At 74.3% G+C, this 17,035-nt stretch carries 16 protein-coding genes; 11 read left to right on the forward strand and 5 right to left on the reverse strand.

Features of this window, described 5'->3' with window-relative positions:
• Window positions 1-19 precede the first annotated feature (19 nt).
• On the reverse strand, window positions 20-196 hold the full coding sequence (locus tag AB0M18_RS12195; RefSeq protein WP_365756772.1) for a hypothetical protein: 177 nt from the start codon (window positions 194-196) through the stop codon (window positions 20-22).
• 160 nt (window positions 197-356) lie between these two features.
• Between AB0M18_RS12195 and AB0M18_RS12200 the strand changes: the two genes are divergently transcribed.
• Entirely contained in the window at window positions 357-986 is a 630-nt protein-coding gene (locus tag AB0M18_RS12200) for a DUF4291 domain-containing protein (protein WP_365756773.1), read from the forward strand.
• Here the strand turns inward: AB0M18_RS12200 and AB0M18_RS12205 are convergent.
• Window positions 952-1,398 carry a GNAT family N-acetyltransferase gene (locus tag AB0M18_RS12205; protein ID WP_365756774.1) on the reverse strand — a complete coding sequence of 149 codons (447 nt, stop codon included), beginning with the start codon at window positions 1,396-1,398 and terminating at the stop codon, window positions 952-954. The two genes, AB0M18_RS12200 and AB0M18_RS12205, sit on opposite strands and share 35 nt — an antisense overlap.
• Window positions 1,399-1,519: 121 nt before the next feature.
• Here AB0M18_RS12205 and AB0M18_RS12210 point away from each other — a divergent pair, with 121 nt between their 5' ends.
• The gene (locus tag AB0M18_RS12210) at window positions 1,520-4,210 is read left to right on the forward strand and encodes an alpha/beta fold hydrolase (protein ID WP_365756775.1); all 2,691 of its coding nucleotides are present in this window, start codon (window positions 1,520-1,522) and stop codon (window positions 4,208-4,210) included.
• On the forward strand, window positions 4,207-5,103 hold the full coding sequence (locus AB0M18_RS12215; protein ID WP_365756776.1) for an ABC transporter permease: 897 nt from the start codon (window positions 4,207-4,209) through the stop codon (window positions 5,101-5,103). The genes AB0M18_RS12210 and AB0M18_RS12215 overlap by 4 nt, the downstream gene beginning before the upstream one ends.
• A 58-nt stretch (window positions 5,104-5,161) precedes the next feature.
• Here AB0M18_RS12215 and AB0M18_RS12220 read toward each other — a convergent pair whose 3' ends face one another.
• Window positions 5,162-5,872: a DNA-binding response regulator gene (locus AB0M18_RS12220; RefSeq protein ID WP_365756777.1), complete on the reverse strand. Its 711-nt coding sequence runs from the start codon at window positions 5,870-5,872 to the stop codon at window positions 5,162-5,164.
• A gap of 234 nt (window positions 5,873-6,106) precedes the next feature.
• Here AB0M18_RS12220 and AB0M18_RS12225 point away from each other — a divergent pair, with 234 nt between their 5' ends.
• From AB0M18_RS12225 to AB0M18_RS12245, 5 genes are all read left to right on the forward strand, one after another.
• Window positions 6,107-7,672 (forward strand): von Willebrand factor type A domain-containing protein, encoded by a 1,566-nt coding sequence (locus AB0M18_RS12225; protein ID WP_365756778.1) that lies wholly within the window; start codon window positions 6,107-6,109, stop codon window positions 7,670-7,672.
• Between the two features lie 25 nt (window positions 7,673-7,697).
• Window positions 7,698-8,171 (forward strand): anthrone oxygenase family protein, encoded by a 474-nt coding sequence (locus AB0M18_RS12230; RefSeq protein ID WP_365756780.1) that lies wholly within the window; start codon window positions 7,698-7,700, stop codon window positions 8,169-8,171.
• Window positions 8,172-8,507: 336 nt separating this feature from the next.
• Entirely contained in the window at window positions 8,508-9,155 is a 648-nt protein-coding gene (locus AB0M18_RS12235) for a ScbR family autoregulator-binding transcription factor (RefSeq protein WP_365756781.1), read from the forward strand.
• 479 nt (window positions 9,156-9,634) lie between these two features.
• Window positions 9,635-10,525 (forward strand): AfsR/SARP family transcriptional regulator, encoded by an 891-nt coding sequence (locus AB0M18_RS12240; RefSeq protein WP_365756782.1) that lies wholly within the window; start codon window positions 9,635-9,637, stop codon window positions 10,523-10,525.
• 196 nt (window positions 10,526-10,721) lie between these two features.
• Entirely contained in the window at window positions 10,722-12,728 is a 2,007-nt protein-coding gene (locus AB0M18_RS12245) for a helix-turn-helix domain-containing protein (protein WP_365756783.1), read from the forward strand.
• Window positions 12,729-12,795: 67 nt separating this feature from the next.
• Here the strand turns inward: AB0M18_RS12245 and AB0M18_RS12250 are convergent, their stop codons facing one another.
• On the reverse strand, window positions 12,796-14,025 hold the full coding sequence (locus tag AB0M18_RS12250; protein WP_365756784.1) for a transposase: 1,230 nt from the start codon (window positions 14,023-14,025) through the stop codon (window positions 12,796-12,798).
• A 398-nt stretch (window positions 14,026-14,423) separates the two neighbouring features.
• On the opposite strand from AB0M18_RS12250, the gene crcB (AB0M18_RS12255) reads away from it, so the two are divergent.
• The 3 genes from crcB (AB0M18_RS12255) to crcB (AB0M18_RS12265) are packed head-to-tail and all read left to right on the forward strand — an operon-like array spanning window position 14,424 to window position 15,546.
• Entirely contained in the window at window positions 14,424-14,837 is a 414-nt protein-coding gene (crcB, locus tag AB0M18_RS12255; RefSeq protein ID WP_365756786.1) for a fluoride efflux transporter CrcB, read from the forward strand.
• Window positions 14,834-15,196: a DUF190 domain-containing protein gene (locus AB0M18_RS12260; protein ID WP_265862573.1), complete on the forward strand. Its 363-nt coding sequence runs from the start codon at window positions 14,834-14,836 to the stop codon at window positions 15,194-15,196. Before crcB (AB0M18_RS12255) ends, AB0M18_RS12260 begins: the two co-directional genes overlap by 4 nt.
• Window positions 15,193-15,546 (forward strand): fluoride efflux transporter CrcB, encoded by a 354-nt coding sequence (gene crcB, locus AB0M18_RS12265; RefSeq protein ID WP_365756787.1) that lies wholly within the window; start codon window positions 15,193-15,195, stop codon window positions 15,544-15,546. Before AB0M18_RS12260 ends, crcB (AB0M18_RS12265) begins: the two co-directional genes overlap by 4 nt.
• A gap of 33 nt (window positions 15,547-15,579) precedes the next feature.
• On the opposite strand, the gene AB0M18_RS12270 is transcribed toward crcB (AB0M18_RS12265), so the two are convergent.
• Complete coding sequence (locus tag AB0M18_RS12270; RefSeq protein ID WP_365756788.1) at window positions 15,580-17,031, reverse strand: DHA2 family efflux MFS transporter permease subunit; 1,452 nt, start codon at window positions 17,029-17,031, stop codon at window positions 15,580-15,582.
• Between the last annotated feature and the right edge of the window lie 4 nt (window positions 17,032-17,035).

Below are 17,035 nucleotides of genomic sequence, written 5' to 3' on the forward strand. Positions count from 1 at the left end.
CGCCCGGCCGCACCGCGCGTCAGCCCACGTGCCAGCAGGTGTGCTCGAAGTCCGCCACGTGAACACTGCCCGCCGAGGCGTGGACGCCACTGAACCAGCAGCCGTCCACATCACCGTCGTGGGCCGCGGCCGGGGAGGCGGCGATGAAGCCGACAGCGAGCAGACCGGCCAGAGCGATCGAGATGCGCCGAAGCATGTTTCTCTCCTTGGAGTCGGGGTACTCGCCACGACTCTTCAACACCCCACACCTCACCGCACGTCGAGAGGCGCGACCGGGTGGCGGCTGCCGCGGGAACGCCGGACGCGAGAAGTAAACCGGTGGCCCCCGGGGTACGGTCGCGCGCACCCTGGGGCGCATGTCCGTTCCGCCGAAGCATCAGATCCGCGCCCTGCACACCGACACGACGGTGACCGTGTATCAGGCGTACCGCCCGGAGATCGGGCTGCCGGCCGCCCGGGACGGGCGGTTCCCGGGGGAGTGGAAGCGGGAGCGGATGACGTGGATCAAGCCGTCGTTCCTGTGGATGATGTACCGCTGCGGGTGGGGGCTGAAGGAGGGGCAGGAGGTCGTGCTCGCCGTCGAGATCAGCCGGGAGGGCTTCGAGTGGGCCCTGCGGAACGCCGCGCTCTCCCACTACGTGCGGGGCTTCCACGCCGACCGGGCCGCCTGGCAGCGGGAGCTGCGCGGGGCTCCGGCGCGGGTGCAGTGGGACCCCGAGCGGGATCTGCACCTCAGGCCGCTCGAGTACCGGTCGTTGCAGCTGGGGCTTGCCGGGGAGGCGTCGCGGCGGTACGCCGACGAGTGGACGGTCGGGATACGGGACGTGACGCCGCTCGCCCGGGAGATCCACGCGCTCGTACGGGAGCGGCGGCTCGCCGAGGCCGAGCGGCTGCTGCCGGCGGAACGCCCGTACGCCGTGCCGGACGGGCTCCTCGACCGAGTCATGCCGATCAGGACCGGGGGAAGGACCAGCCCCGCATCGTGAACACGCCCTCGTCCGCCGCGCCCGCCGAGGCGTAGGTGCGCAGGGCGGGCTCGTTGTCCATGTCCACACCCACCCACATTCCGTAGCAGCCGCGCACCCGGGCCTCCGCCGCGAGGGCCTCGGTGAGGGCGCGGCCGATGCCGTGGCGGCGATGGGCCTCGTCGACCGAGAGCTCGTACAGACAGAGCTCCACGCCCTTGTCCGGGTGGTGCATCTCGATGCCGGAGACGAAACCGGCCGGGACGCCGTCGGGCGTGTAGGCGATCAGGAGGACATGGCCGGGGGCGGCGAGGAAGGCCGCCGCCCGCCCCCTGACTTCGTCGGGAGGGACCCCCACCTCGCGGGGCGGCGCGTCGTACAGGTGCGCCGCCGCGAGCAGCTCCGCCACGGTCGTCGCCCGCCGGATCTCCATCCAGGACCCCTTCGTACCGCGTCTGGTGTACGGGGACGGTACCGCGTACGACCGGAGGAGGCCGCCGAGTTCCGACCGGGGCAGCCGGGGCGCGGCCCCCGGCCCGCCTAGGCTCGATGCCATGCAGCTGCGACTTCCCCGCAAGGGCCTGCGGCGGTGGGCCGCGGCCGGTGCCGCGCTCGCCGTGCTCCTCGGCGGCGCCGGCACCTGGACCGCCGTCGCCTCCGACGGGCCCGCGCCCGTGCACCGCGCGGACCGGATGCTCGACCTCGACGGAGTACGGCTCGACACCTCGTACTTCACCGCGGGCGACACCGGCCGCCGCCCCGCCGTGCTCCTCGGCCACGGCTTCGGCGGCTCCAAGGACGACGTCCGCGCCCAGGCCGAACGGCTCGCCCGCGACGGCTACGCCGTCCTCACCTGGTCCGCGCGCGGCTTCGGCGCCTCCACCGGGCAGATCGGCCTCAACGACCCGGAGCGCGAGGTCAAGGACGTGCGCGGCCTCGTCGACTGGCTCGCCGGCCGGCCCGAGGTGCTGCTCGACAGGCCCGGCGACCCGCGCGTCGGCGTCACCGGCGCGTCGTACGGCGGCGCGGTCGCGCTGCTCGCCGCCGGCCACGACCCGCGCGTCGACGCCGTCGCCCCGCAGATCACGTACTGGAACCTCGCCGACGCGCTCTTCCCGAACGGCGTCTTCAAGAAACTGTGGTCGGGGATCTTCTTCTCGTCCGGTGCGTCCGCCGGTACGGGACAGCGACCGGGCGCCCCCGGCACGGCCCCCGCCCCCGCCCCCGGCGCCTGCGGGCGCTTCAGCCCCGAGGTCTGCGCGCTCTACCAGCGCGTCGCCGTCTCCGGGCGCCCCGACCCCGCCGCCCGCGCCCTCCTGGAGGCGCGCAGCCCGTCCGCCGTCGGCGCGCGCATCAAGGTGCCCGCGTTGATCGTCCAGGGGCAGGCCGACTCGCTCTTCACCCTCGACCAGGCCGACGCCATGGCCCGGACCATCGCCGGCAACGGCGCGCCCGTCGCCGTCGACTGGACCGCCGGCGGCCACGACGGCGGCGACCGCGAGACCGACCGGATCGAGGGCCGGATCGGCGCCTGGTTCGACCGCTATCTGAAGCAGGACACCGGCGCCGACACCGGCCCGGCCTTTCGCGTCAGCCGCACCGGCGGCGTCGACTCCACCGACGGCCGGGCCACCCTGCGCGGCGCCACCGCCGACCGCTATCCCGGTCTCGCCGCCGGCCCGGTGAAGGTCGCCCTGTCCGCCGCGGCCGGTGGCCCCGCCGCCCCGCGCCCCTTCGCCAACCCGGCCGGCGCCAACCCGCCCGCGCTGTCCGCCGTGCCCGGCCTCGGCGGCGGACTGAGCCAGCTGTCCTCGCTCGGCGCGGGCCTCTCCCTCGACTTCCCCGGCCAGTTCGCCGCCTTCGACGCCCGGCCGCAGTCCACGCCGCTGCGCGTCACCGGCACCCCCACCGTCCGGGTCCGGGTCACCTCGACCGCTCCCGACGGCTCGGCCGTCGTCTTCGCCAAGGTGTACGACGTGGGGCCGGACGGCCGGCAGCAGGTGCTGCCCGCCCAGCTCGTCGCCCCGGTCCGGATCGACGGCGCCGCCCACGGCCGCACCGCCTTCCTCACCCTCCCGGCCGTCGACCACGAGGTCCCGGCCGGACACCGGCTGCGCCTGGTGCTCGCCGCGACCGACCTCGGCTATGCCTCGCCGGCCGCGCCCGCCACGTACACCGCCGCCGTCGAGGGGCCACTGACCGTGCCCACCGCCCCGGCCGTCACCACCCAGGCCGCCGGACTGCCGTGGTGGGTGTGGGGCCTGCCGCTGCTCGGTCTGGTCACCGCCGCGGGGCTGCTGCTGACCGCCCGGCGCCGCACCACGGCCCCCGCCCCGGATCCCGAACTGGCCGGCGTACCCCTCCAGATCACCGGACTCAGCAAGAAGTACGCGGGCGGCGACCGGTACAGCGTCCGCGAGCTGTCCTTCCGCGTCGAACAGGGCCAGGTCCTCGGTCTGCTCGGCCCCAACGGCGCCGGCAAGACCACCACCCTGCGCATGCTGATGGGCCTGATCACCCCCGACGAGGGCGAGATCCGGGTCTTCGGGCACGCGATCCGGCCCGGCGCCCCGGTGCTCTCCCGGGTCGGCGCCTTCGTCGAGGGCGCGGGCTTCCTGCCGCACCTGTCCGGACGGGAGAACCTGGAGCTGTACTGGGCCTCCACCGGCCGCCCCGCCGAGGACGCCCACCTCGACGAGGCGCTGCGCATCGCCAACCTGGGCGGCGCCCTGGAGCGCGCCGTGCGCACCTACTCGCAGGGCATGCGGCAGCGGCTCGCCATCGCCCAGGCCATGCTGGGCCTGCCCGACCTGCTGATCCTGGACGAGCCGACCAACGGGCTCGACCCGCCGCAGATCCGCGAGATGCGGGAGGTGATGATCCGTTACGCGGCCGGGGGCCGGACCGTCATCGTCTCCAGCCACCTCCTCGCCGAGGTCGAACAGTCCTGCACCCACCTCGTGGTGATGGACCGCGGCGGCCTCGTCCAGGCCGGCCCGGTCGGCGAGATCACCGGCAACGGCGACACCCTGCTCGTCACCCTGGCCGGCCCCGTGCCGGACCCGGTGGTGGAGAAGCTCGCCGCCGTACGGACCGACGCGGGCCTGCTCGTACCGCTCGACGGCCGGACCGCCACCGAACTCATCGGCGAACTCGTCCGGCTCGACCTGCCGGTGACCGGCGTCGGTCCGCACCGGCGGCTCGAGGACGCCTTCCTGACCCTGATCGGAGGAGAGACGGCATGACCACCGCCACCACGCCCACGGGGTCCACGTCCACGTCCGCGAGCGCGACCGCGCCCGGCTATGCGCCGGGCCGGACCCTGCCGCTGCGGGTCGAGGCCCTGCGCCAGCTCAAGCGCCGCCGCACCCTGGTCATGGGCCTGATCCTGGCCGCCCTCCCGTTCGTCCTGATCGTCGCCTTCGCCATCGGCGGTTCGCCGGGCGACAACGGCAACGGGAACGGCCGGATCAACCTGATGGACACGGCGACGGCCTCCGGCGCCAACTTCGTCGCCACCTGCCTCTTCGTCTCCGCGGGCTTCCTCCTGGTGATCCCGGTCGCCCTCTTCTGCGGCGACACCGTGGCCTCCGAGGCCGGCTGGTCCTCGCTGCGCTATCTGCTCGCCGCGCCCGTGCCGCGCGCCCGGCTGCTGTGGTCCAAGCTCGCCGTGGCGCTCGGCTTCAGCGCCGCCGCGATGCTGCTCCTTCCGCTGGTCGCGCTCGTCGCCGGCACCGTCGCCTACGGCTGGGGCCCGCTGAAGCTCCCCACCGGCGGCGCGCTCCCGGCCGGCGACTCGCTGCTGCGGATCGGCATCGCCGTCGCCTTCGTCTTCGTGTCCCAACTCGTCACCGCGGGCCTCGCCTTCTGGCTCTCCACCCGCACCGACGCGCCCCTGGGCGCGGTCGGCGGCGCCGTCGGTCTCACCATCATCGGCAACGTCCTCGACGCGGTCACCGCCCTCGGCGACTGGCGCTCCTTCCTCCCGGCGCACTGGCAGTTCTCCTGGATCGACGCGCTCCAGCCGCAGCTGGAGTGGTCGGGCATGGCCAAGGGCGCGGCGGTCTCCGTGACCTACGCCCTGGTCCTCTTCGCCCTCGCCTTCCGGGGCTTCGCCCGCAAGGACATCGTGTCCTGACCCCGTAGGAATCGGGCCGGTAAGAACCGGCCCCGTGAGAAACGTCCTTGCCGGTCGTCTAGATCCACCCCCTCCGAGCCGCTTCCGCCCCCGCGCGGAAGCGGCTCGTCGTGCCCAGGGCCGCCATCAGCTCGCACACCCTTCGGCTGTACGTCCGCGGCGACACGCCCAGGCGGGCCGCGGCCGTCTCGTCGGTGAGGCCGGCGAGGAGGGCGTCGAGGACGGGGCGCAGCTGCGGGGACAGTTCGCGGGCGGGGGCGGTCAGGCCCGCCAGCTCCTGGCTGGTGTCCCACGAGGCGTGGTGGGCCCGGACCAGGGCCTGGACGACCACCGGGTCGCGGATCAGCAGCAGCCCGTTGTAGTGCAGCTCCAGGTCGAGCGGAACGGCGGCGACCGTGCGGTCGACGACGATCATCTTGAACGGGATGGTCTCGGCGACCCGGGCCCGGCCCGGGATCCGGACCGCCCCCGCCACCTGGGGGAGGGCGTGCCGGGGGACGATCCTGCGGACCTCGCCGGCCCGCTCCGCCGCCGCACGCATGCACGCTCCCGCCAACTCCAGGAACGGCTCGGGGATCGCGCGCGACACGGAGGCCGCCGGGTCGTCGAAGGTCAGCAACTCGTGCCGCGCGGACGCCGCAAGGCCCGCGAGCGCGGCGCTGACCCGACGGGTGCCGCGCACCGGACGCCCCGGCGGACGCTGCGGCTCCGGACCGGCCCGGCCCATCGCCGAACGGGCGAGCATCACGGAGCCCGCTGTCTCTGCCACCGCTGACCACCCCCGCCCGATCGGTGTGCCACTCCATGTACGCACGCGACTGCGTACGGTGACAACCCCTGTTGACAAGGATGGCGAGTCCCTGCCACGGCAGCGCGCCCCCGCCGCCGTTGCCGCATTGAGATCCTTCCGCAACTCCTTCGTCTGCTCCTTCCGGCCCTCTCGGACGTCACATTCACAAGTGCCGACCTCCCAGGGGGAGATGAGGAGATGGGGGATGTGTCCATGAATCGGATCACGAAGCGAAGGGTGGCCGGTGTGCTCGCCGGAACGCTCACCGGAGTCCTGGTGCTCGCGGGCTGCGGGGCCGGCGAGAACGGTTCGCGCACCAGTGCGGACGGCTCCCGCGCCGACCGGGGCGCGCCCGCGCCGAACCGCCCGGCCGTCCCCGACGGCGGCAAGGCGGCGGGAGAGCAGGCGCCGGGCGGCAAGGACGACAGGACCCCCGAGGGGAAGCCCGCGCCCGCCCCGGACCGGCTGTCCACCTTCGCGCTCGACGTCGACACCGCCTCGTACGGCTACGCCCGCCGCACCCTGGCCGAGGGCCGGCTGCCGGACCCGGCGGACATCCGCCCCGAGGAGTTCGTCAACAGCTTCAAACCGGACTACCCGCGCCCCGAGGACAACGGCTTCAGCGTCACCGTCGACGGCGCCCGCTCCGACGCGCCCGGCTGGTCCCTCGTGCGCGTCGGCCTCGCCACGAAGCCCAGCGACGGCGAACGCCCGCCCGCCGCCCTCACCTTCGTCGTCGACATCTCCGGCTCCATGGGCGAACCGGGCCGCCTCGACCTGGTCAAGGAATCCCTCGGGCTGCTCACCGACAAGCTGCGCGACGACGACTCCGTCGCCCTCGTCACCTTCAGCTCCGACGCCGAGACCCGGCTCCCCATGACCCGCGTCGGCTCCAACCGCGGCCGGATCCACGACGTCGTCGACGCCCTGGAGACCACCTCCTCCACCAATGTGGAGGCGGGCGTCCGCACCGGCTACGACGTCGCCGTCGAGGGCCGGCGCAAGGGCGCCACCAACCGGGTCGTGCTGCTCTCCGACGCCCTCGCCAACACCGGCGACACCGAGGCCGCCGGCATCCTGGAGCGCATCGACAAGGAGCGCCGCACGTACGGCATCACGCTGTTCGGCGTCGGCGTCGGCAGCGACTACGGCGACGCCTTCATGGAGCAGCTCGCCGACAAGGGCGACGGCCACACCAGCTACGTCGGCACCTCCGAGCAGGCCCGCAAGGTCTTCGTCGACCAGCTCCCGAGCCACATCGAACTGCGCGCCCGCGACGCCAAGGCGCAGGTCGCCTTCGATCCGAAGACGGTGGAGAGCTTCAAGCTCATCGGCTACGACAACCGCAAGGTCGCCGACGAGGACTTCCGCAACGACCGGGTGGACGGCGGCGAGGTCGGCGCCGGGCACACCGTGACCGCGCTGTACGCCGTCAAGCTGCGGCCCGGACAGCGGGGCCGGGTCGCCACCGCCACCGTCCGCTGGCTCGACCCCGCCACCCGCGCCCCGCACGAGCGATCGGGCACCGTCGAGGCCGGCGCGCTCACCGCGCCGATCTGGGGAGGCGGCCACGACAGCCTCCAGCTGACCGCCATCGCCGCCTACTTCGCCGACCGGCTGCGCGGCGGCCAGGTGCCCGGCGCCCCGCCGCTGTCCTCCCTCGCGGCCCGCGCGGGCGCGCTCTCCGAACGGGCCCGCTCGGCGTCCGTACGGGAGCTGGCCGAGGCCATCCGGCAGGCGGACGGGCTCGGCGGTTCCACCGACCCGTACGCGGACTGAGCGGCGGCTCGGCATCATGGAACGCATGGCCACCCTGCTGCTCGCCCTCGCCGTCGTGTCCACCGGGCTCTACGCCGGAATCATGCTGATCTTCCGCACCGGGGTGATGCCCGCCCTGGCCCGCCTCTCGGACGAGGAGTTCGTCCACGCGATGCGGCGGATCAACGAGTACGTGCCGAGGCCGGTGTTCCTGCTCGTCTTCCTCGGGGTCGTGGTCTTCCCGGCGGCGGCCCTGTTCGTGCCGGTCGACGGGCGCACCGACACCCAGAAGTGGCTGGTGGCGGCGGGTCTGCTGGCCGCGGTGGCGAACCACCTGGTCACCGTGGCCGGGAACATCCCGCTCAACACCGCCCTGGCCGCCTCCGAACCGGCCGGCGAGCCGGCGGGCGCGGTACGGGCGGCCTTCGAGCGGCGCTGGAACCGCTTCCACCTCGTGCGCACCCTCCTCGTCCTGGCGGCCTTCGGGCTGCTCACCGCCTCGGCGGTGGTCACCGGCTGACCGCCGGGCCGTCCCCGAGGGGGCCCGTGCGGGGGCCCGGCCGGTAGACCGGACAGAGGACCGGAGGGTCGGTTTTCCGGTAGCCCTGAGTGACGTACGGGGGCGTCCGGCACTCCGTCAGGTCGGTGCGATCAGCACCGACCTGACGTTCTCTTACTTGAAGCGATCGGCAAGTCCGCTGGTCAGAGGCGTGCGCACGTCGATGGCCGGGCTTTCGGGTTCACTGTGAACATGGCTTCGGGTATCTTCCAGCTGCCGGAAAATTGGTACCCCAAGGTTTGTTTTCTCGGGCCACCGGGATGCCGGTTCGGGCGCGATGAGAGGGACGTGACTCCCATGGCGAAGCAGGATCGGGCGATCCGTACCCGCAGGGCGATCCTGGAGGCGGCGGCGGCCGTCTTCGACGAGCGGGGCTACGAGGCGGCGAAGCTCTCCGACATCCTCGCCCTCGCCCAGGTGACCAAGGGCGCGCTCTACTTCCACTTCGACTCCAAGGAAGACCTCGCGCACGCGGTGATCGACGCGCAGGTGTCCGTGGTGCCCACGCCGCCGCCGCAGACCTGCAAGGTCCAGGAGTTCGTGGACGTCGGCATGGTCTTCGCGCACCGGCTCACCGTCGACCGGGTGCTGAGCGGCAGCGTCCGGCTGACCCTCGACCAGGGCGGCCACGACCTCAACCGCAGCGGCCCCTACCGCGAGTGGACCGACATCAACCTGAGCCTGCTCCGCGAGGCGAAGGGACAGGGCGAGCTGTTGCCGCACGCCGACCCGGAGCAGGTGGCCCCGCTGGTGGTCGGCGCCTACGCCGGGCTGAATCTGATGACGCACGCCCTGGAGGGCGACCGCTCCTCCATGGAGCGCTGGGCCTCCGCGCTCTACCAGCACTTACTGCCGAGCATCGTGGTGCCGGCCGTGCTCACCATGCTGGACCTGGAGCCGGGCCGTGGCGCCCGCGCGCTCGGCCTCGCGGACGAGGCCTCCTAGGAGCCTCCTTCGGAGACCCTCCCGCGTGGGGGCCTCCGCGCGGCCGTTCCCGGCCCGTATCTCTGACGTCTCTTCGGCTTCACTTCCCGATGCGTCACTTCTTGGTACATCACTTCCTGCGGGGTGCTTCCCCCTGCGTCCGTACCGCGCCATCATGATCTCAAAGAAAACCGCCATGCCGGTTTTCTCGGACGCCTGGCCTGAAGGTGCCCGCACGCCTGCCTGAAAACGAGCGGCAAAGCATACCCGTGGGTCCAGTATCTGGATCCACGAGTACGTTTCCTCGCGTCTTTACGAGCCGTTGATGGGGTAAATGCCGGGCAAACCGGGCAAATTTTCCGTCCGTCGGGTCTGGAGATTCCGTACCGCCCGGTTTCTTATTGACATGCCGCGCGGTCTCTTTTCTAATCGTCCAGGGTCATCCCGTGCACAGACACTGAGGGGGCAAGGTGGACGTCCGGATCCTGGGGGGACTTTCGGTGCGCGAGAACGGGGTGTCGGTCACCCCGACCGCCGCCGCGCCGCGACAGGTGCTCGCGCTGCTCGCCGCCTCCGCCGACCAGGTCGTGCCGGCCACCGTGCTCATGGCCGAACTGTGGCCGTCCGGCGCGCCGCGCGGCGCCCGCGCCGAACTCCACGCCCACATCACGGGACTTCGCGCGCTCATCGCCGCCGCCCTCCACGAGGGCCGGCCCCGCGCCGCCGGCGACCGCGCCACCGCCGATCGCGCCGCCGCCGGGCGGGGCGCGGGGGACGACGGACGCACCGCCGAGACCGTGCTCGCCGCCCAGTCCGGCGGCTACCGCCTCGACACCGGCGGCGGCTCCCACGACATCGGCCGGTTCGAGCGTGCCGCCGGCGCCGGCTACCGCGCCATGGAGGCCGGCGACCTGACCCGGGCCGCGCTCCGGCTCGGCGAGGCCCTGGCCCTCTGGCGCGGCGAGCCCTACGAGGGCGTGGCCGCCGGACCCCGGCTGCGCGCCGAGTCCGCGCGCCTCGCCGCCTCCCGGATGAGCGTCCTCGACCAGTGGGTGGAGGCGCAGTTGGGCCTCGGCAAGCACGCCGAGATGGTCCCCGAACTCGCCACCCTCGTCGCCCGGCACCCCGTCGACGAGGCCCTGCACGCCCAGTTCATGGTCGCGCTGCTGCGCTCCGGACGCACCGAGGACGCCCTCGACGTCTACCAGCGCCTGTGCGGCGCGCTCCTCGTCGACGGCGACCGGGAGCCCTCCGCGCGGCTGCGCCGGCTCTACCGCTCGCTGCTCACCGTGCGGGACGGCGCCCGGCCGCCCCGGGTGCCCGCGCAGGCGCCCGGCGTGTGGGCCCGTACGCCCCGGCTCGTACCGGCCTTCGCGGGTGCGCCGGTCTGATCCGCCCGCGCCGCGACCGCTCCTGACGCTCCGTCGACCGGTCACGCCGGAAGGGGGCGGAAGGGGGCGGAAGAGGGGTGAACGGGAATGAAGGGGTGGATCTCACCGTTGACCGGCGTGCACGGGCGATCCAGTTTCGGCCAGCGGTACGGGCGTCCGGCGCGACGCCCGGTTGCATGAGAACGGGAGTCGACACATGTCCCACCACGGCACGGACGGGAGCGGAAGCGTGGACGCGCTCTCCGTGCTGGAGCTGCTCGCCCAGCAGGCGCCGCCGGAGCGGTTCGCCGATCTGCTCGACCGGGCCCGCGAGGCGGGCAGGCCGGCGGCCGAACTCGCCCATCTGGAGCGGGCCGTGCACCTCGCCACCGGTGTCGCCCAGTCGCTCGCCCGCCGCGAGCGGCGCGGCTCCGGGCTCGACGCGCTCGCCGACACCGCCCGCGATCTCACCCATCCGTACGACCTCGACGGACTGCTGCGGCTGATCGTCCGCCGCGCCCGCCGGCTCCTCGACCTCGACCTCGCCTGCATCACCCTGCGCGACGCGCACGGCGTGCGCGTGCTGCACAGCAGCGAGGGCGGGCTGACCGTTCTCGATCCGGCCGACTGCGCGATCGCCCTGGAGCGCGAGGGACTCGGCGGTCTCGTCCACGTCCTCGGCGGGCCGGCCTGGACCGAGGACTATCTGACGGACGACCGCTTCCCGCACGTGCCCGCCGTCGACCGGCTGGTCCACGACGAGGGGCTGCGCGCGGTGCTCGCCGTGCCGCTGCGGATCGGCGACACCGTCCTCGGCCTGCTGTACGGAGGGGACCGCCGGGCCCGCCGGTTCGCCGACGGCGAGCTCGGGCTGCTCGCCCCGCTCGCCGACCTGGCCGCCGTGGCCACCGAGAAGGCCGGGCTCCTCGACCAGACCCGCGCCGAGGTCTCCGAACTGGAGCAGGACAGCTCCCGCGCCCGCACCGCGCTCACCCGCATGCGCTACATCGGCGAGGCCCACAGCCGGATCATGAACCTGGTGCTGTCCGGCGGCGACCTGCTCGGCGTCGCCAAGACCGCCGGGGACGCCCTCGACGCCTGCGTCCTGGTCCGCGACCCGGGCGGCCGCACCCTCGCCGCCACCGGCGGGTTCCCCGCCCTCGACGAGGACGCGGTGGCGAAGGCCTCCCTCGACGCGCACGCCGGCCGCAGGCCGGTCCGCGCCTCCACCGTCCGCACCCCGACCGGTGACGCCGACGGGGCCGCCGAGCAGACCTGGGTCGCCCCCGTCATCGCCGGCTCCGAGGACCTCGGCGTCCTCGTCGTCAGCGCCGCCACCCCGCTCACCGGCGAGGACGAGCGGCTGCTCGAACTCGCCGCCCAGTCCGTCGCCTTCCTGCTCCTCATGCAGCGCTCCACCGCCGTCGCCGAGGGCCCCGTCCGTGACGAGCTCCTCGACGACCTGCTCGCCGAGCCGCAGCACGCCCCGCAGCAGATCGCCCAGCGCGCCCGCCGCCTCGGCATCGACCTGCGCAAGCCGCACGTCCTGGTGGTGGCCCGGCCCGAGGGCGGCGAGCAGGGCCGCGCCGTCGTGTGGGCGTCCTCGTACGCGTACCGGATGGCGGGTCTGAAGACCGTGCAGGGCGGCTGCATCGTGCTGCTGCTGCCCGGAGTGGACGCCTCCGCCGCCGCGAAGGCCGTCTCGGCCGAGCTCGCCCCGCTGCTCGGGCATCCGGTGTCCGTCGGCGCCGCCGGCCCCGGCTGGAGCCCCGACAGCGTCGCCCGGCTCTCCCAGGAGGCCATGCGTTGCCTGGATGCCATGAGCGCGCTCGGCGGCGCCGGTGCCGCCGCGTCCGTCGAGGACCTGGGCTTCCTGGGGCTGCTGCTGTCCGACGACCACGACGTGGACGGCTTCATCGAGTCGGCGATCGGGCCCGTACTGGACTACGACGCCGAGCGGTTCACCGACCTCACCCGCACCCTGGAGGCCTACTTCGCCTCCGGCGCCAGCCCCACCAATGCGGCCGAGGCCCTGCACGTGCACCCCAACACGGTCTCCCGCCGCCTGGAGCGCATCGGCGAACTCCTCGGCACCGAATGGCAGAAGCCCGGCCAGGTCCTCGAAGTGCAGCTCGCCCTGCGCCTCCAGCGCACCCGCGACGTCCTCGCCCACCGCCGCGCCGCCCTCGCCACGGACCCGCGGGCGCCCCGCGGCGAGGAATAGCCGTCCGAGGTGAGGAAGTACGGGGTCCGGAAGCCCCAACTCCCGGACCCCAGCCCTCAGCCCGGCCTCAGCCCGCCGAGCGCGCCGGCACCGCGCCGTACGACGCGTCCCGGTCCGCCGCGAGCACCGTCGCCGCGTGTGCCGCCGAGGCGAGCGTGATGTGCCGGTGCCAGCCGCGGAAGGAACGGCCCACGAAGTCCCGCAGACCCGCGCCCTCGCCGACCGCCCGGAAGTCCCGCTCGACCCGCCGGGACAGCTTGGTCAGCCGCAGCAGCGGACCGACCGCCGAACCGGTCAGATCGGTGATCCACAGCCGGGCCGGGGCCTCCTGCGGCTCGTCCCACTCGCCGAGCAGGAGCAGCGGCCGCTGCCGCTCGCCCGCCGGCACCGGCAGCGTGACCCGTACGGCCGTGGCGAGCGAGGTCCGCGAGGTGCGCACCCCGTGCACCGAGTCCACCCAGCTCACCGGGCGGCGCAGTCCCTTCAGGGACTCCAGGATCTGCTGCGCGGTCAGCGGCCCCGAGCCGAAGCCGGGCAGCGAGCGGTCCGCGACGGTCAGCCGGCAGCCGGCGCCGATCTGCGCCACCACCGGGACGCCCGCCAGGGCCAGCCGGTGCAGGGCCGCCCGGCCCGCGCCGCCGCGCACGTCGAGCAGCAGCGGCTTGCGCGCCACGTCGGGCCAGCGGGCGGTGTCGAGCGCCGCGTTGACCGCGCACTCCTCCAGGGTCTCCTCGCCGGCGCCCTCCGGAACCTCGGCCCGGTCGCGCCGGGTGCGGTCCTTGACCCACGGGTCGGGCAGGAACAGACGCCAGTTGACCGGCGCGCTGGTCTCCTCGGAGGCGAACCACAGACCGAAGGCCTGCTGCCCGCGGAACACCTGCCCGCGCTCGGGGTCGAAACGCCGGTCGACGCCCACCGAGTGCTGCCCGGCCTTCGGTATCGGCATCGGCCGCACCACCCAGGCCTGCGGGGCCGCGGTGCGCTGGAGGTGCCGGGCCAGCTCGGCACGCATCGGCCGCCAGTCCCAGGTGGAACTGGAGATGAAGTGGTGCAGGCTCTGCTCGGCGGCCGGGCCGCCGATCTGCGCGGCGATGTTGCGGATGGACTTGCGGCCCTGCGCGGTCAGCAGACCGCTCAGGTACTGCTCGGCCTTCATCCGCTGGTCGCGGCGCGGGAAACCGGAGAAGAGCGCGGCGCAGAGTTCGCCGTACACGTCCTCGCCGGCGGTCTTGCCGACCGTGTCCCGGTGCCCGGTGACGGTCCTGAACCTCGATGCGGTTGCGACGGATGTACTCACGACACTCCTGCCATGGGGGGTGGTGCAGCTCCCTCCCGCTGCCCCTCCACACTCCCGTCCCGGACCCCGCCCGGACGAGGTGGAGACGGCACCCGTCTGGGCCGCCGGGTGGTGGCCGGACCACACCCCCTCCCTTTCCGGCCACCGGGCGGCGATACCCCACGGGGGGATCTGACAGATTCGGGAGCCCGGCTTTGACCCCCGTGCGGCCCCGCCCGGAACATCGGGGCGAGGCAGCACGGGCCGGGCTCCGGTTAATGCCCCAGGCCGGAGACCGTGCCTGTGCGCCTCGTCCCCCGCCGACCGGCCGGCCGTCCCCGCCGACCGGTGGGGCCCCTGCCGACCGGCCGGCCGTCCCCTGCCGATCGGCGGGAATCCGCTGCGCCTACGCTGGTGCCATGGGATTCCGCGCGCAGCTACCGGTCGTCGCGGTGGTCGCCGCGGGCGGTGCCCTCGGGGCGAGCGCGCGCTATGCCGCGACCCTGCTGTGGCCCACCCCGGCCGGCGCCTTCCCGTGGACGATCCTGACCGTGAACGCGGTCGGCTGCGCCGTCCTCGGCGTGCTCATGGTGGTCGCCACCGAGACCGCCAACCCGCCGCACCCGCTCGTCCGGCCCTTCCTCGGCACCGGGGTCTGCGGCGGCTTCACCACCTTCTCGACCTATTCCCTCGACACCCAGCGGCTGCTCGCCGGCGGCGAGGTCCCGCGCGCCCTGCTCTATCTGGGGGGCACCGCGCTGACCGCGTTCGCCGCCGTCTGGGCCGGCGTCGTCGCCGCCCGGGCCGCCACCGTACGGAGGAGGCCGTCATGACCCGGCTCGCCGGCCGCGCGCTGCGGCTGACCGCCCTCGTCGGCGAGAACGACACCTGGCACCACCGCCCGCTGTCCACCGAGATCGTGCACCGCGCGCACGCCGCCGGGCTGGCCGGCGCCTCCGTCTTCCACGGCGTCGAGGGCTTCGGCTCCTCGGCCCTGGTGCACACCGCCCGGCTGCTCTCGCTCGGCGAGGACCTGCCGATGGCGATCGTGATCGTCGACACCGAGGAGCGGGTGCGGGCCTTCCTGCCCGAGCTCGAGGAGCTGATGGCGGACGGCGGCCTGGTGCTGCTCGACGCCTGCGAGGTCGTACGGTACGGGCCGCCCGCGGCGGCCGGGGAGCCGCCCGCGTGAACTGGCTGCTCGTCGTCGCCGGCGCGGCCGTCGGCGCCCCTCTGCGCTACCTCACCGACCGGGCCGTCCAGGCCCGCCACGACTCGGTCTTCCCCTGGGGCACGTTCGTGGTCAACGTGGCCGGCTCCTTCGTCCTGGGCCTGCTGACCGGCGTCGCCTCGGCCCGCCTCGGACTGCTGCTCGGCACCGGCCTGTGCGGTGCGCTCACCACGTACTCGACCTTCTCCTACGAGACGCTGAAGCTGTACGAGTCGGGCGCGCGGGCCTATGCCGCGGCCAATCTCGCGGGCAGCACCGCCGCCGGCCTCGCCGCGGTCTGGCTGGGCGTCGAGGTCGCGCGGACCTTCTGAGCCGGAATCCCGGCCGGGTCCCCACGGCGCCGGTCAGCGGGGGAGGTCCGCCCTGCGGCCCGGCAGGAGCAGGGCGGGCAGGGCGGCCAGGGCGATGAGGGCCGCCGCGACGGCGTAGGTGAGCCGGAAGCCGGCCGGGTCGGTGCCCGCCGAGGCGAGGAGCACCGAGCACAGCGCGGTGCCGATCGACGCGCCCAGCTGCGAGTTGATGCTCAGCGCGGTGCTCGCGGCGGCCAGGCGGTCCTTCGGAAGGTCGCGGCTCGCGGTGGTCATCGTCGGCATCAGCACGATGCCCGAGCCGACGCCCATGAGCATCGCCGCCGCGATCGGCCGCCAGACCGCCACGTCCGGGATCCCGGCCTGTACGGCGATCAGCCCCATGCCGAGCGCGGCGACGACGACGCCCGCCGGGATCAGCCGCCGGGGCGCGGTCCGGTCGATGCGCCGGGCGGCCAACTGCATGGTGACGCCGACGGTGAGCCCGACCGGTACGGACAGCAGTCCGGCGGCGCTCGCCGTGAACCCGCGCACCGCCTGCCAGTACACCGGCGCGAGCAGCATCGAGCCGAAGTAGCCGCAGGTGAACAGGGCGAGGGTGCCGATGCCCGCGGCGAAGGTGCGGTCGCGGAGCAGCCGCAGGTCGAGCAGCGGCTCACGGGCCGTCAGGGCCCGCCGTACGAAACCCGCCACGAGCAGCAGGCCGGCCAGCGCGGGCAGCAGTGCCCCGGGCGCGGTCAGGTCGCCGTCCTCGCCGCCCCGCGCAAGGCCGTACAGGAGCAGCGCGAGACCGGGGGAGAGCATCAGCAGGCCCGGTACGTCGAGCCGGGGCGCCGGGCCGCCGGCGCGCGGCGCGTCGGGGCGCAGCAGCCAGGCGGCGAGGACGAGGGCGAGTGCGCCGAGCGGCAGGTTGACCAGGAAGATCCAGTGCCAGGACGCGGCGTCGACGAGCCGGCCGCCGAGGGCGGGCCCGATCACCGGGCCGACCAGGATGGGCAGTCCGCCGATGGCCATGGCCCGGCCCATCCGTTCCGGGTCGGCGGCGCGCATGACCATCGTCATGCCGACCGGCATGAGCAGCCCGCCGCCGAGCCCCTGCACGGCGCGGAAGGCGATCAGGCTGCCCGCGTCCCAGGCGAGCGCGGCGAGCAGCGAGCCGAGGGTGAAGAGGACGAGCGCGGTGAGGTAGGTGCGGCGGGCGCCGATCCGGCCCATCGCCCAGGCGGCGGTGGGGATGACGGCGGCGAGCGCCAGGGTGTAGGCGGTGGTGGTCCACTGGATGGTGGTCAGCGGGGCCTGGAAGGCGTCCGAGAGGCTGCGCAGCGCCACATTGACGATGGTCATGTCCAGGACCGCCATGACGGAGCCGAGGACGGTGACGGCGAGGACCCGGTGGAGCGCGGTCCCGGCGGTGCCGGAGACGGCGGACGGGCCGGACCGGCTGTCGGAGCCCCCTGACGTGCCGGTGCGGGACGGGGCGGAGGTCATGGCC

Origin of the sequence: Streptomyces sp. NPDC051909 (assembly GCF_040681095.1) — a bacterium.
Classification (GTDB): domain Bacteria; phylum Actinomycetota; class Actinomycetes; order Streptomycetales; family Streptomycetaceae; genus Streptomyces.